Raw genomic sequence first — 13811 nt, forward strand, 5'->3', positions numbered from 1 at the left:
ATGGCGTATACGATTGGTGTTGATTTCGGCACATTGTCCGGCCGGGCGGTGCTTGTCAATGTCCGCACGGGCGAAGAAATCGCGTCTGCGGTAAAAGAATATACTCATGCCGTCATCGACCGCACGCTGCCGAAGACGGGTGAAAAACTCCCTCGGGACTGGGCGCTTCAGCATCCTGCCGATTATATCGAAGTTCTGGAAACGGCGATTCCGAACCTGCTTGAGCAGGCGGGCGCTGATCCAAAAGACGTGATCGGCATAGGAATTGATTTTACCGCCTGCACGATTTTGCCGATAGACGGCGCGGGGCAGCCGCTTTGTATGCTGCCGGAATTTGAACGGGAGCCCCATAGTTATGTGAAGCTGTGGAAGCATCATGCGGCTCAAAAACATGCAGACCGTTTGAACACGATTGCCGAAGACACAAATGAAACATTCCTTAAAAGATACGGCGGTAAAATTTCTTCCGAATGGATGATCCCGAAAATCATGCAAATCGCGGAAGAAGCGCCGCATATATACAAGGCGGCAGATCAGATTGTGGAAGCGGCAGACTGGATCGTCTATCAATTGTGCGGTTCATTGAAGCGAAGCAACTGCACGGCCGGCTACAAAGCAATCTGGAATGAGGATACGGGGTATCCGCCGGATCATTTTTTCGAAAGGCTCAACCCGTTAATGAAAACGATTACAAAGGATAAATTAAGCGGCTCCATTTATTCAGTCGGGGAAAAAGCAGGAGGTTTGACCGAAAAAATGGCGGAGCTGACCGGGCTTCTGCCGGGGACGGCCGTTGCCGTCGCCAATGTCGACGCTCACGTGTCAGTGCCCGCGGTCGGTATTACAGAGCCGGGGAAAATGCTGATGATCATGGGAACGTCTACCTGCCATGTGCTGCTCGGCGACGAAGAACATATCGTCCCCGGTATGTGCGGGGTCGTCAATAACGGCATCTTGCCCGGATATGCGGGATATGAAGCGGGGCAGTCCTGTGTCGGCGACCACTTTGAATGGTTCGTCAAAACGTGCGTTCCGAGAGACTATGAGAAGGAAGCTGAGGATAAACACATAGACATTCACGAGCTGCTCAGCAAAAAAGCAGCTGAACTTGTTCCCGGGGAAAGCGGCCTTCTCGCGCTTGACTGGTGGAACGGAAACCGGTCAACCTTGGTGGACGCAGATTTGACGGGCATGATGCTCGGCATGACGCTGCATACGAAGCCGGAAGAAATCTACAGGGCATTGATTGAAGCGACAGCGTTCGGAACGAGGATGATTATCGAAACGTTCCGGGAAAACGGCGTTCCGGTCGAAGAGCTTTACGCAGCCGGAGGAATCGCCGAAAAAAATCCGTTTGTCATGCAGATTTATGCAGACGTCACAAATATGGATATTAAATTATCCGGGTCTCCGCAGGCGCCTGCACTCGGCTCCGCGATTTTCGGAGCGCTCGCCGCGGGACGGGAAAACGGGGGATTCTCCAATATTGCTGAAGCATGTGCGCATATGGGGAAATTAAAAGACGGCTTTTATGCCCCGAACCGGGAAAGAGCTGAGATTTATGACAGCTTATATGCGGAATATAAAGAGCTCGTACACTACTTCGGCAAAGAAAACAATGTCATGAAACGCCTAAAAGCCATTAAAAACCGTGATTTTGCGAAAGGAGGGAGCCGCCATGCTTGAAGCGTTAAAAGAAGAAGTGCTCGCTGCCAACCTGAAGCTTGAGGAACATAACCTTGTCACGTTTACATGGGGGAATGTCAGCGGCATTGACAGAGAGAGCGGGAGAATCGTCATTAAACCGAGCGGTGTCGATTACAGTGAGCTGACCGCTGACAAACTGGTCGTCCTGAATGAGGACGGAGACATTCTCGAAGGCTCGCTGAAACCGTCTTCTGACACGCCGACCCATCTTTATCTGTATAAAGCGTTTCCGGCGATCGGCGGAATCGTTCATACTCATTCCCGCTGGGCGACGAGCTGGGCACAGTCCGGAAGAGACATACCCGCTCTCGGAACGACTCACGCGGATTACTTTGAAAGCGCTATACCCTGTACGAGGGAAATGTATGAAGAAGAAATTGTGAAAGATTACGAATATCATACAGGCAAAGTCATAGCCGAAACCTTTCAAAACGAACCGTATGAACAAAATCCGGGTGTCCTCGTCCACAGCCACGGCCCGTTCTGCTGGGGAACGGACGCGCTGAATGCCCTGCATAACGCCGTTGTGCTCGAAACGGTAGCGGAAATGGCCTACCATTCGCTTATGCTGAACAAACAGCTCAGTCCGATCGACAGAGTGCTGCACGACAAGCATTTTTACAGAAAACACGGGGCGAATGCTTATTATGGCCAAACTTGACGCAGCCGGGTTTCTGATTGATTTAGACGGAACCGTATTCAGGGGGCGGGAGCTGATTGACGGCGCAAAAGAAGCCGTTCATACCCTTCAGTCACTGGGCAAAGCCGTTGTCTTTTTAAGCAACCGCGGCAATCTATCAAGAGCAATGTGCCGAAAGAAACTGCTGGGTGCCGGTATCCGCACGGATGAACGGAGCATCGTGCTGTCCTCCAGTGTGACGGCATCATTTTTAAAGAAGCATTATCCTTTGTCAAAGGTGTGGGTGTTAGGAGAGAAAGGGCTGACTGATGAACTCGCTTTAGCGGGTGTCGCCTTGGCGCAAAACCCGCAGGCGGCTGACTGGCTTGTCATCTCCCTGCATGAAACCGTCACCTACGAAGATCTGAATCTCGCTTTTAAGGCGGCTTCCTCCGGCGCGCGCATCATCGCCACGAACCGGGACCGCTCCTTTCCGAATGAAAGCGGCCATGCCATGGACGTCGCGGGAATGATCGGGGCCATTGAAGCATCCGCCGGAGCAAAAACGGAGCTTGTCATCGGCAAACCGTCTTGGCTGATGGCTGAGGCGGCATGTGAAGCGCTCGGACTTCCCCCTGAGGAATGCGCCATTATCGGAGACAGCCTCGAATCTGATATCGCAATGGGCAGGCTGTACGGAATGAAAAGCGTATTGGTTCTGACGGGGTCGGCCAAACTTGGGGAGCCCCGTCTATATGAACCTGACATCGTCCTTGATTCTATTAAAGACCTGACAGGATTAGCGAAGGAGGGAATCCTTTTATGAAACGTTCTCCTGAGGACATTCAATCCGAGTTTGACAAGGAAGGGGCCAGCCGCTCACCGATTCAAATAGAAGATATCGTGATCGGGGCGAATGCAAAAGAAGAGCTTCTCAGATTTCTGCAAAAAAAATGCTGGAATCATCCGCTCATCGTCTGTGACCGGAACACTTACGAGGCGGCGGGACGTCTGCTTGCGGAAGAATTGAGGGCAGGCGGGATCAAAGCGTCAAAAGTCATCATTCCGGAGCATGAAGCCGGGGCCGCCGCGGCTGATGAGAGGACATTGGTCTATACGCTGATCAATCTCGCGGAAGAGACGGATGTCATCATTGCGGCCGGTTCAGGAACGATTCACGATATTACGCGGTTTGCCGCTTATCAGCGCGGATTGCCGTTTATCTCATTCCCCACCGCTCCGTCAGTCGACGGTTTTACATCGGCTGGAGCGCCGCTCATAATAAACGGAATCAAAACGACGATTCAAACGAAAGCGCCGATCGCCTTATTTGCCGATACGAATGTATTAAAAGAAGCGCCCCGTTCAATGACAGCCGCGGGCTTCGGAGATATGATCGGAAAAATAACATCGCTGGCAGATTGGGAGATTTCCCGCAGGCTTGCGGGTGAGCCGTACTCAGAAGCCGGGGCGAAGCTTGTGAAAGACGCGCTTTGGCAGTGCATTGATCACCGCGCTGACATTGCCATGGGAACGGAGGCCGGCATTCAGATACTGATGGAAGCGCTGATCGTTTCGGGTCTTGTCATGCTTGCGCTTGACCACTCCCGCCCCGCCTCAGGAGGAGAACATCACATCTCGCATTGGATTGAGATGGAAATGCTGAAGGCAAAACAGCCTCCGATTCTCCACGGTGCGAAGGTCGGCTGTGCGTGCGCGGTGCTGAGTGATATTTACAAAGAACTGGCTTGTCACGAAAAGCTTGCTGAACTGCCGCCGCACTTTCGCGAGGCGATTCATTCTGCATATGAAGGGCTTCCCGACGGCAAAACAATTGCCGGGTGGCTCGCATCTGCGGGAGGTCCCGCCTGTTTCGATGAGATCGGTGTAAAACAGGACCTTGTCAGCGATGCGCTTAAGCATGCGCACACACTGCGAGACCGTTATACCGGTTTAACCATCATAAATGAAAATGCAGCACTCTTTGCACATCATTTGCATCTATAGCCGCGCGGCCTAAAGTGGAAGGGGTAATGACATGAAAAAAACGACCGCTGTATGTTTGGTGCTGATGATGCTCTTCTTGTTTACCGCCGGCTGTTCACAAGAACGGACTGCCGGCCGGCCGGGAGAAACGGAGCTGACGTTTTGGACGTTTAACGGTCTGCACGAACAGTTTTATCAGGAAATGGTCAAAGAATGGAATCAGAAATATCCGGAGCGCAAAATCAAGCTGAATACCGTTGTTTATCCTTATGGACAAATGCATGATAATTTATCGGTTTCGCTGATCGCGGGTGAGGGGCTTCCCGATATAGCCGACGTGGAATTAAGCCGGTTCTCGAACTTTCTGAAGGGGAAGGATATCCCGCTTGCCGATCTGACGCCGCTGATTGAAAAAGACCGCGATAAGTTTGTGGAAGCGCGTCTGGCCTTGTACAGCAAAAACGGAAAATTGTACGGCCTTGATACACATGTGGGGACGACCGTCATGTTTTACAACATGGATATCATGAAAAAAGCGGGCGTTGATCCCGCCTCCATTAAGACATGGGAAGATTACCGGCGGGCAGGGAAAAAAGTGCGTGAAGCATCTGGGAAACCGATGGGAACGGTTGAAACAAACGACTCCGCCACATTCCTATCCATGATTTCGCAGCAAGGGTCAGGCTACTACAGCAAAAACGGAAAATTGATTCTGAACAGCAAGACGAATACAGACACACTGAATTATGTAAAGGACATGGTAAATGATAAAACCCTTCTGCCGGCTCCCGGCGGCGGCCATCACAGCGAAGAATACTACGGTTTTATGAATCAGGGCGGGGCAGCCTCAGTGCTGATGCCTATTTGGTACATGGGACGGTTTATCGATTATATGCCTGATTTAAAAGGAAAAATGGCGATTTACCCTATGCCGGCCTGGAAAGAAGGCGGTGACAGATCAGCGGGTTTAGGCGGAACAGCCACCGTCGTGCCGAAGCAGGCTGAACATCTGAATCTCGCGAAAGAATTTCTCGGTTTTGCGAAAGGTTCAAAGGAAGGGAACATAAAGCTTTGGACGGTGCTCGGCTTTGACCCGCTCCGCTGGGACGTGTGGGATTCAAAAGAATTGAAGGAGAAAAACAAGTACACGGATTTCTTCCGGAACGGTACGTCAATTTTTTCCTCGCTCCTTGAAATAAAAGATGAGATCAATCCGATTTATCTGCATGAAGACTTCTCTAAAGCGGCTGATCTTGTTGTCAGACAAGTGCTGTTCGATGCGCTGAAGACGCAGGAAAAAACACCTAAGGAAGCCTTGGACGAGGCGGCAGAGCAATTAGAGAAATAGGAGAAGCCGCCCTATTTAACAGTGAAAGCGGGGGAGCTTTTATGAGACCTGTAAAGACAGAGACAGCGCAAACCGTTTCTGCAGTCCGGAAGAAGCCGCGCCGGCGCAATGTGCTGTATTCAAAAAAAGCGGCGCCTTATCTTTTTACGGCGCCATTTATCATTTCGTTTCTCGTTTTCTTTTTGTATCCGATCATCAGCGTGTTTATCATGAGCTTTCAGCGGATACTGCCGGGAGAAATTACATTTGTCGGGTTTTCCAATTATACCGCTCTTCTTAATCCAACCTTTTACACCGCACTGTTTAACACATTGGAATATACCTTCTGGACGCTGATCGTGCTGATTCCGGTGCCGCTTCTTTTGGCGGTGATTCTGAATTCGAAGCTCGTCAGGTTCAGAAATGTATTTAAATCGGCTCTGTTTGTACCGGCTTTAACATCGACGATCGTAGCGGGGATTATTTTCCGTCTGATGTTCGGAGAAATGAATACGTCGCTTGCAAACGAGCTGATGATGAAGCTTGGCGCATCACCCCAAAACTGGCTCAACAACAAAGGTACCGGCATGTTTTTAATGGTGCTGCTTGCGTCATGGAGGTGGATGGGCATTAACATTCTTTACTTTCTGGCGGGATTGCAAAACGTGCCGAAAGAATTGTATGAAGCGGCTGAAATTGACGGGGCGAGTACGTGGAAAAAGTTCCGTCATATTACCCTTCCATTTTTAAAGCCGGTGTCCGTTTATGTGTTAACGATCAGTATTATCGGCGGTTTCAGAATGTTTGAGGAAAGCTATGTGCTTTGGCAGAATAATTCCCCGGGCAATATCGGCCTCACGCTTGTCGGTTATTTATATCAGCAGGGGCTTGCATACAACGAAATGGGGTACGGGGCCGCAATCGGAATTGTCCTTTTGCTTGTCATCTTACTAGTCAGCCTTGTTTCACTGAAACTGTCCGGTTCGTTTAAAGGGGAGGGATAAGCGTTGCGTAACAATCACATGTTTTCCGTGTACAGAGTCGCGTTTACCTTGTTTTTTATCATGCTGAGCCTGTTGTATATCTTTCCGATGATCTGTCTATTGCTCGGTTCTTTAAAGCCGTCATCTGAGCTGATGCGCATCGGGCTGAATCTGCGTCTTGATCCGGATGTGATGAGCCTTGATAACTACACCTATTTGTTCAACGGGGGGAGCATTTATTTCAAATGGTTTTTTAACAGCCTGCTGCTCGGCGTTCTCACCACGGTTCTCACGCTGTTTTTTTCCTCTTTGATCGGCTACGGACTCGGTGTCTACGAATTTAAGGGCAGAAATATTATTTTCGTTCTTGTGCTGATCATTATGATGGTGCCTCTTGAAGTGATGATGCTTCCGTTGTTCAAATTGACGGTGGGTCTTCATTTGATCGATTCTTATACGGGGGTGATTCTGCCGTTTATTGTGTCGCCTGTCGCCGTGTTCTTTTTCCGGCAATATGCGCTCGGACTTCCGAAGGATCTGCTTGATTCAGCGAGAATGGACGGCTGCACGGAATTCGGCATTTTTTTCAGAATTATGGCGCCGCTCATGAAACCGGCATTCGGGGCAATGATCATTCTTCAATCTTTAAACAGCTGGAATAACTTTTTATGGCCGCTGATCGTGCTTCGGTCGAAAGAAATGTTTACGCTTCCAATCGGACTTTCAGGGCTGCTGAGTCCGTACGGCAACAACTATGACATGCTGATTTCCGGGTCCGTTTTTGCGATACTGCCGGTGATCATCATATTCTTGTTTTTCCAAAAATACTTCATTTCCGGCCTCACAGTAGGCGGAGTGAAGGGATAGAGAGAGGGAGGAAATAATGAAAAAAGCGGGGATTACAGCAGATAAAGAATATATCATCGGTGAAGTGGACAAACGGATGTACGGATCATTTATAGAACATATGGGCCGGGCGGTGTATGAAGGCATTTATGAGCCCGGACACCCGAAAGCCGACAAGGACGGCTTCAGAACAGACGTGCAGGAGTTAATCAAGGAATTGCAAGTGCCGTTCATCCGCTATCCGGGAGGGAATTTTCTCTCAGGCTACAATTGGGAAGACGGCGTCGGGCCGGTGAAGGACCGCCCGCGGAGGCTTGATTTGGCATGGCAGACGACAGAAACGAACGAAGTAGGGACGAATGAATTTTTAACGTGGGCGAAAAAAGTGAACGCCGAAGTGAATATGGCGGTCAATCTCGGGACGAGAGGGATCGATGCCGCCCGGAACCTCGTCGAATACTGCAACCATCCTGAAGGGTCGTACTGGAGCGACTTACGAAAATCACACGGATATGAAAAACCTTACGGCATCAAAACATGGTGCTTAGGAAATGAGATGGACGGCCCTTGGCAGATCGGTCATAAAACGGCGCATGAATACGGACGGCTCGCCGCTGAAACGGCAAAGGTAATGAAATGGACGGACCCGACGATCGAATTGGTGGCTTGCGGAAGCTCAAACAGCGGCATGCCGTCCTTCATCGAGTGGGAGGCCGAGGTGCTTGAGCATACGTACGAGCATGTGGATTACATCTCACTGCATACGTATTACGGCAACCATGAAAATGATCTTGAGAACTATTTGGCGAAGTCGATGGATTTAGACCATTTTATTAAATCCGTCACAGCCGTATGTGATTATATGAAAGCGAAAAAACGCAGCAAAAAAACGATTCACCTTTCTTTAGATGAATGGAATGTGTGGTATCACTCAAATGAAGCGGATAAAAAAGTGGAGCCATGGATTACGGCCCGGCCGATTCTCGAAGACATCTACAATTTTGAAGATGCACTGTTGATCGGTTCACTGCTGATTACGATGCTGCAGCATGCGGACAGACTAAAGATCGCCTGTCTCGCCCAGCTTGTCAACGTAATTGCGCCTATTATGACTGAAAAGGGCGGAGAAGCATGGAGACAGCCGATCTTTTACCCTTACATGCACGCCTCTGTCTACGGGAGAGGGACTTCAATGAAGCTGCTGGTCACTTCCCCGAAATACGACTCAGCGGATTTTACGGATGTGCCGTATGTTGATGCCGCGGCCGTTTACCATGAAGAGGATGAAGCACTGACCATTTTTGCCGTCAACAAAAGCAAGGAACTGATGGAAACGGAGATAAAGCTGAGAGGGTTTGAAGATTACCGCATTATTGAGCATATCGTGCTGGAGCATCAGGATATGAAAGCGACCAATCAAAAAAACAGAAAAGAAGTTACGCCTCACTCCAACGGAACGTCTTCGGCAAATGCTGAAGGGATAACGGCTCATTTTACGCCGCTGTCCTGGAATGTCATCCGTTTATCAGGAAAATAATGTTCCGAAAAGCCGGGCTTAGCCGCCGGCTTTTTTTATGTAAAAATCATCTACTGTTATCTGATAATTGTGATAATATTTAGAAAAAGAGAAAAGGGGCTGGGATTAAATGAATGCGATTACAATCGTCATAGCGTCTATATGTATTTTGGCGATCGCCTATCGGCTTTACGGTACCTTTATGATGGTCAAAGTATTAAAAATCAATGATCAGACACCGACTCCGGCCCATGTGCTTGAGGATGGGAAAGATTATGTGCCGACGAATAAGTGGGTGTCATTCGGCCACCACTTCGCGGCAATCGCCGCTGCCGGCCCGCTTGTCGGACCGATTCTGGCAGCTCAGTTCGGCTATCTGCCCGGGCTTTTATGGCTGTTAATCGGAGCGGTGATCGGAGGAGCCGTGCACGATATTGTCGTATTGTTTGCATCAATGCGGAAAAACGGGAAAACGCTTTCTGAAGTCGCCAAAGAAGAGCTCGGCCCAGTGGCGGGTTTTTGCACGGGTCTCTCGATGCTGTTTATCATTACGATCACGATGGCGGGGCTGTCCATGGTTGTGCTGCACGCGCTTGAGAAAAACCCGTGGGGAACGTTTGCGGTGGGGATTACGATTCCGATCGCGATGGGGGTCGGCCTCTATTATAAAAAAACGGGCAATCTCAAACTCGCATCAACTGTCGGGTTTCTTTTGTTAATGGCCGGTGTTGTCATCGGGCCGTGGCTGCAGACAACGGCTCTCGGGGACATGCTGACACTGGATGCGAAAACGCTTGCAGTGGCGCTTCCTGTCTATGCGTTTTTCGCCGCGGCGCTTCCGGTTTGGCTTTTGCTGGCTCCGCGTGACTATTTAAGCAGTTTTATGAAAATCGGGGTTTTTGCCGCTTTGATCGCAGGCGTCTTTTTCGTCAATCCCGCCATTAAATTCCCGGCCGTAACGGAGTTTATTCACGGCGGAGGGCCGGTGATCGCGGGTCCTGTCTGGCCGTTTATTTCAATAACGATTGCCTGCGGCGCCATTTCGGGCTTTCATGCATTTGTCGGTTCCGGCACAACGCCGAAAATGCTGGATAAATGGAGTGATATAAAGCCGGTTGCTTTCGGAGCGATGCTTGTGGAATGTCTCGTCGGAATTATGGCGCTCATTGCAGCTGCCGCTCTTGAGCCCGCCGATTATTTTGCCATTAACAGCACGCCTGAAATATTCCGCACCCTCGGGATGAATGTCGTCCATCTGCCTGAATTGAGCAAAGAAATCGGGCTCAGTCTGGAAGGAAGAACGGGCGGCGCCGTTACGCTTGCCGTCGGAATGACGTATATCTTTACGGAGATTCCGTTTTTCAGTCATTTGGCTTCATACTTTTTTCAATTCGTCATTATGTTTGAAGCGGTGTTTATTTTAACGGCGATTGATGCGGGAACCCGTGTCGCCCGGTACTTGATTCAAGAGTTTTTCGGAGAGGTCTATAAGCCGTTGAAAAAAACAGACTGGCTGCCGGGCTCGATTTTCTCAAGCGCGCTCGCCTGCCTGCTGTGGGGCTATCTTCTGTATTCGGGCGACATCAGCTCCATTTGGGCGCTGTTCGGCGTATCCAATCAGCTTATGGCGTCTGTCGGCTTAATTATCGGTGCGACCGTCGTATTAAAAATAGCGGATAAGCGGCGCTATATGCTGACATGCTTGATTCCTCTCGCTTATTTGTATGTGACCGTCAACTATGCGAGTTATTGGATGGTGCGGTATGTGTATTTGAACCCCGAAGCGGCGGGATACAACGTGCTGAATGGCGTTTTATCCATTATCATGCTCATTCTCGGGCTTGTGATTATCATTGCGGCTGTGAAAAAATGGGCGAATGTATGGCGTGATCCGAGTGCCAGACTGGAAGCTTCAATACCCGGATAAATCCGCGGCCGTCCGAACATTGCACAATCATAAAAAAAGCAGAGAGCCGATCGGTCTCTCTGCTTTCATCTTATGACAAATCCGCCGCTTCCAAAAGGTAATCCGCCAAATGAACCGCGCGGACACGGCCTGTTAATCCTTCGCGTAAAATGCCGAGCTGCATTTGCAGAAGGCATCCGGGATTGGCTGTCACGATGACGGCCGCCTCCGTTTTTCCGGCGGCTTTCATCTTGCTGTCTAATATTTTCATAGACATCTCTGACTCTGTTATATTATAAATTCCCGCCGACCCGCAGCAGCTGTCGGCCTTTTCCATTTCTCTGTACTCAGCCCCTTTAATGCTTTTCAAAAGCGTGCGCGGTTCCTCTGACGTATGCATCACATTGCGGAGATGGCAGGAGTCCTGATATGTGACGATATGAGGAGACTGTGCCCGCAGGTTTTTTTGATGGAACTTCAGATCAACCAGTACGGATGAAAAGTCTTTGAGCTTCCGGACGAATTGTTCGGCACGTTCCGCCCATCCGGGTTCATCTTTCAGTAAATGGGGATATTCCTGAAGAAAGGCGCCGCATCCGCCGGCGTTTGTAATGATATAATCAGCGTCAAGCGCTTCAAAAGCCGCGATATTCCGCTTGGCCAGTTCTTTTCCCATCTCTTTTTCTCCGCTGTGCCCGTGAAGCGCGCCGCAGCACGCCTGGCCGTCCGGAACCGCGATTTCACATCCGGCCGCCTGTAAAAGCGCCGTTGTCGCATGATTTGTCGCTAAAAACATTGTATCCATTAAGCAGCCCGAGAAAAAAGCGGCCCGTTTTTGGACGGGACCCGCGGCAGGAAGAAAACGCGGCCTTTCCTTCATGTCTTTCCGTTTCGGGGCGGGCGGGAGCACTTGTTCCATTGTGCGCAGATGTTCAGGCAAAACGCGCAGCATACCGGTTTTTCTGACGGCGGTCTGCAGTCCCGATCTTTGGTATATTCCGAGAAGATTCACGGCTGTCTGCATGCGATTTTGGTGTGGGAAAAGCCCGGTGAAGGCGGCTTTCCGCAAGAGGCGCACGCCCGGCTTATGTTTTTTATTTTGATGAATGATATCCCTCGCTTCTTCAAGCAGCTGTCCGTAATTGACCCCTGCCGGACAAACGGGCTCGCATGCCCGGCATCCGAGACACAGCGAAAGTGAGCGCTCGACATCTTCATCAGGCTCGATCAGTCCGTCAGTGACGGCTTTCATCAGGGCGATCCGGCCGCGCGGCGAATGGGATTCTTGAAATCCCGATTCGATATAGGTCGGACAGGAAGGAAGGCAGAAGCCGCAGCGCATACAGTTCAGCAATTCACCTTCATCCATGCGGTTTTTGAATTCTGTTTGAATTTGTTTCTGCTCTTTAGCCGTGGTCATTTCATCACCACCACGCGTTTCCTTGATGAATTGGCGAATATTTTTCCCGGATTCAGCAGATTTTGGGGATCAAGCGCTTGTTTGATCGCTTTCATGGCGGTGATGCCTTCTGTTTTCAGTTTCATTTCTAAATACGGCGCTTTTACGATGCCGACCCCGTGTTCACCCGTTATCGTTCCGCCCAGCTCAATCGCTTTTTCAAAAATGGCGGCAAAAGCTTTTTCGACACGTTCCATCTCCTCTGTATTTCGGATATCGGTGGTGCACGTCGGATGGAGGTTGCCGTCTCCGGCATGGCCGAATGTGCAGATGGACAAGCCGTATGTTTCTGCAATCTCGTTAATGGCTTTGACCATGCTGGCAATTTGCGATCTCGGCACGGTCGCATCTTCCAGAATCGTTGTCGGTTTCAGCCGGGCAAGGGCTGATAATGCGGACCGTCTGGCCTCTGTAAGCGCGAATGCCTCTTCCTCGGTTTCAGCCGTTTGGACGGATACGGCTGCTCCGTTTTTACAGATGGCTTCGATTTTTTCCATATCTCGTCTGACCGTGTCGCTGTCACCGTCCTGTTCGATCAGCAGCACCGCTTTTGCGTCGGTCGGAAGCCCGATCTTGGCGTAATCTTCAATGACCTGCAGTGTCGGCTGATCCAGAAATTCGAGTGTCGCCGGAATGATTTTTTCAGCGATGATGGCAGAAACAGATTCCGCAGCCGCTTCAATATGTTCATAGAGTGCAAGCAGCGTTTTTTTCGTTTCCGGCTTCGGAACCAGCTTTAAAGTCGCTTCCGTCACAACGCCGAGCGTCCCTTCTGATCCGACGAAAAGCCGGGTCAGATCATAACCGGCGACATCCTTTGTCAGCTTTCCTCCTGTGCGGATGATATCGCCTGAAGCCAAGACGGCTTCAAGGCCGAGAACATAATCCCGGGTGACGCCGTACTTCAAACCGCGCAGCCCGCCGGAATTTTCATTAATATTCCCGCCGATCGTCGATATTTTCATGCTGCTCGGATCAGGCGGATAAAATAAACCTTTTTGTTCAACCGCACGGATCATATCTTGCGTGATCACGCCCGGCTGGACGGTTGCCGTCAAATTTTCTTCATCGATTTCCAGAATGCGGTTCATATGTTTGAATAAAAGCACAAGCCCGCCTTCAGACGGACATGTGCCGCCGCATAAGTTTGTGCCTGAACCCCTCGGCACGATCGGAATGTCATGCCTGCTGCAAATCGTTAATATACGGGACACGTCATCCGCGCTGCGGGGGGCGATGACCGCATCCGGCATGGCTTGCAGCTGAGGAGCTGCATCATAAGAATACACAAGACGGCCCGCCGCTGAATCATCATAATTCTCCTTCCCGACCGTCCGGATGAACGCTTCTTTTGCCTCTCGTGAAATCATGTTCTCCCAACCTCCCTGATAAGAAAAGCGTTTTCATTTAATTGTAAAGAAAAACGATTCCGCACACTATGGAGAAACATATGAAAAATGAT

The 13811-nt window shown here is 50.2% G+C and carries 11 protein-coding genes; 9 read left to right on the forward strand and 2 right to left on the reverse strand.

Going from position 1 to position 13811, the window contains the following annotated elements:
• The 9 genes from araB (at position 1) to cstA (ending at position 10911) form a co-directional block, all read left to right on the forward strand.
• Positions 1 to 1686, forward strand: a complete 1686-nt coding sequence (gene araB / locus ACWHAR_RS01115; RefSeq protein ID WP_032873736.1) for a ribulokinase — start codon at positions 1 to 3, stop codon at positions 1684 to 1686.
• Positions 1679 to 2368, forward strand: coding sequence for an L-ribulose-5-phosphate 4-epimerase (araD, locus tag ACWHAR_RS01120; RefSeq protein WP_003152509.1), 690 nt, complete (start codon positions 1679 to 1681; stop codon positions 2366 to 2368). Before araB ends, araD begins: the two co-directional genes overlap by 8 nt.
• Positions 2346 to 3152 (forward strand): HAD-IIA family hydrolase, encoded by an 807-nt coding sequence (locus ACWHAR_RS01125; RefSeq protein ID WP_370465913.1) that lies wholly within the window; start codon positions 2346 to 2348, stop codon positions 3150 to 3152. Before araD ends, ACWHAR_RS01125 begins: the two co-directional genes overlap by 23 nt.
• The gene (locus ACWHAR_RS01130; protein ID WP_032873740.1) at positions 3149 to 4333 is read left to right on the forward strand and encodes a sn-glycerol-1-phosphate dehydrogenase; all 1185 of its coding nucleotides are present in this window, start codon (positions 3149 to 3151) and stop codon (positions 4331 to 4333) included. The genes ACWHAR_RS01125 and ACWHAR_RS01130 overlap by 4 nt, the downstream gene beginning before the upstream one ends.
• A gap of 31 nt (positions 4334 to 4364) precedes the next feature.
• On the forward strand, positions 4365 to 5660 hold the full coding sequence (locus ACWHAR_RS01135; RefSeq protein WP_032873743.1) for an ABC transporter substrate-binding protein: 1296 nt from the start codon (positions 4365 to 4367) through the stop codon (positions 5658 to 5660).
• A 41-nt stretch (positions 5661 to 5701) separates the two neighbouring features.
• Positions 5702 to 6643, forward strand: a complete 942-nt coding sequence (locus ACWHAR_RS01140; protein ID WP_007408105.1) for a carbohydrate ABC transporter permease — start codon at positions 5702 to 5704, stop codon at positions 6641 to 6643.
• A gap of 18 nt (positions 6644 to 6661) precedes the next feature.
• On the forward strand, positions 6662 to 7489 hold the full coding sequence (locus tag ACWHAR_RS01145; RefSeq protein WP_007612991.1) for a carbohydrate ABC transporter permease: 828 nt from the start codon (positions 6662 to 6664) through the stop codon (positions 7487 to 7489).
• 16 nt (positions 7490 to 7505) lie between these two features.
• Positions 7506 to 9005: an arabinosylfuranosidase ArfA gene (gene arfA / locus ACWHAR_RS01150; RefSeq protein ID WP_012118142.1), complete on the forward strand. Its 1500-nt coding sequence runs from the start codon at positions 7506 to 7508 to the stop codon at positions 9003 to 9005.
• A 109-nt stretch (positions 9006 to 9114) separates the two neighbouring features.
• A complete protein-coding gene (gene cstA, locus ACWHAR_RS01155) occupies positions 9115 to 10911 on the forward strand; it encodes a carbon starvation protein CstA (protein WP_032873745.1) in 1797 nt (598 codons plus the stop codon).
• 70 nt (positions 10912 to 10981) lie between these two features.
• Here the strand turns inward: cstA and ACWHAR_RS01160 are convergent, their stop codons facing one another.
• Together ACWHAR_RS01160 and glcD are read right to left on the reverse strand one after the other, a co-directional pair.
• Positions 10982 to 12310 carry a (Fe-S)-binding protein gene (locus tag ACWHAR_RS01160; RefSeq protein ID WP_032873747.1) on the reverse strand — a complete coding sequence of 443 codons (1329 nt, stop codon included), beginning with the start codon at positions 12308 to 12310 and terminating at the stop codon, positions 10982 to 10984.
• Positions 12307 to 13719: a glycolate oxidase subunit GlcD gene (glcD, locus tag ACWHAR_RS01165; protein ID WP_032873749.1), complete on the reverse strand. Its 1413-nt coding sequence runs from the start codon at positions 13717 to 13719 to the stop codon at positions 12307 to 12309. Before glcD ends, ACWHAR_RS01160 begins: the two co-directional genes overlap by 4 nt.
• Positions 13720 to 13811 lie beyond the last annotated feature (92 nt).

Source organism: Bacillus sp. LR--39 (assembly GCF_053613335.1).

What these genes read in the sequence shown, in the direction of transcription:
- araB (WP_032873736.1), top strand. Translation starts at nt 1, where the DNA reads ATGGCGTATACGATTGGTGTTGATTTCGGCACATTGTCCGGCCGGGCG.
- araD (WP_003152509.1), top strand. Translation starts at nt 1,679, where the DNA reads ATGCTTGAAGCGTTAAAAGAAGAAGTGCTCGCTGCCAACCTGAAGCTT.
- ACWHAR_RS01125 (WP_370465913.1), top strand. Translation starts at nt 2,346, where the DNA reads ATGCTTATTATGGCCAAACTTGACGCAGCCGGGTTTCTGATTGATTTA.
- ACWHAR_RS01130 (WP_032873740.1), top strand. Translation starts at nt 3,149, where the DNA reads ATGAAACGTTCTCCTGAGGACATTCAATCCGAGTTTGACAAGGAAGGG.
- ACWHAR_RS01135 (WP_032873743.1), top strand. Translation starts at nt 4,365, where the DNA reads ATGAAAAAAACGACCGCTGTATGTTTGGTGCTGATGATGCTCTTCTTG.
- ACWHAR_RS01140 (WP_007408105.1), top strand. Translation starts at nt 5,702, where the DNA reads ATGAGACCTGTAAAGACAGAGACAGCGCAAACCGTTTCTGCAGTCCGG.
- ACWHAR_RS01145 (WP_007612991.1), top strand. Translation starts at nt 6,662, where the DNA reads ATGTTTTCCGTGTACAGAGTCGCGTTTACCTTGTTTTTTATCATGCTG.
- arfA (WP_012118142.1), top strand. Translation starts at nt 7,506, where the DNA reads ATGAAAAAAGCGGGGATTACAGCAGATAAAGAATATATCATCGGTGAA.
- cstA (WP_032873745.1), top strand. Translation starts at nt 9,115, where the DNA reads ATGAATGCGATTACAATCGTCATAGCGTCTATATGTATTTTGGCGATC.
- ACWHAR_RS01160 (WP_032873747.1), bottom strand. Translation starts at nt 12,310, where the DNA reads ATGACCACGGCTAAAGAGCAGAAACAAATTCAAACAGAATTCAAAAAC.
- glcD (WP_032873749.1), bottom strand. Translation starts at nt 13,719, where the DNA reads ATGATTTCACGAGAGGCAAAAGAAGCGTTCATCCGGACGGTCGGGAAG.